The organism is Chryseobacterium sp. 14P4.3.2 (assembly GCF_057799275.1).
The window spans coordinates 1-824 of record NZ_JBYOKO010000066.1 but is presented as its reverse complement, the minus strand read 5'-3'; the positions used below and the strand labels follow the sequence as shown (position 1 = coordinate 824).

The 824-nt window shown below is 27.4% G+C and carries 2 protein-coding genes; both read left to right on the top strand.

Annotation, left to right across the window (positions count from 1 at the left end):
* Positions 1 to 314 (top strand): hypothetical protein (locus tag AC27VX_RS23815; protein ID WP_488698465.1); only part of this gene is annotated, 314 nt, incomplete at its 5' end.
* 55 nt (positions 315 to 369) lie between these two features.
* Positions 370 to 801, top strand: coding sequence for a hypothetical protein (locus AC27VX_RS23810; protein ID WP_488698463.1), 432 nt, complete (start codon positions 370 to 372; stop codon positions 799 to 801).
* Positions 802 to 824: the final 23 nt, after the last annotated feature.

Below are 824 nucleotides of genomic sequence, written 5' to 3'. Positions count from 1 at the left end.
CTTTAATGCAGGCAAACAAGGAATCTAAAACTGTCTCTTTGATGGTTGGCAATGGAAAACCGCATCCATATTATAATGATAAAAACAATATGATTTCTGCATTAAGTCATGAGGGAGGAAAAATAAGTCACTTAACAGTAAATCCTAATAATATTAATCTATCTAAATTAGATTTAGCAAAAGAGCATATCACAATTTATGAGCATCAAATCTCTTCTCCTCTTTTTAAGAAGACTACAGCTGGCTTTCAACAATTAATGAAAAAAAATTATTCTAATGATAAATGGTATTATAACACTTACAAATCGAAATAGATTTAAGATATATGTATGTCTATTAATTTTTCTATTTATATCATGTAAAAAGTCTATGTTAAAGAATGATAATGTTGTTTGTTCTTTTCAGAATTTAATATGTGATTATACAAAAGATAGTATAAGGATAAAAAATGTAGAGACTTTTTTACTTTTTGGAAATCCTACAAATGACACCCTTAAAGTTTCTCTTAAAGATATTCAAGCTAAGTATCGACATATTTATGAAAGGGATACACTGAAGATAAATTTTGAAGCATTAACAATTATTTCTATTCCACCACATGACTCTCTCGGATTACCTTGTATGTCAATAATTGAAAAGAACTTTGGTAAAGGAAATAAAGTCTTTGAAAAAGGATTTTCAATTGTTAATGTTAATTCTCAAAAAGAAATTTCTCATGCACCAGGCTACAGATTAAAACAAATTAATGATTTTCAATTATATAAGAAGTGGGGAAGAAAACATAATAACATGACTTTATAAAGTAGCAAATCTACTCCGGATGG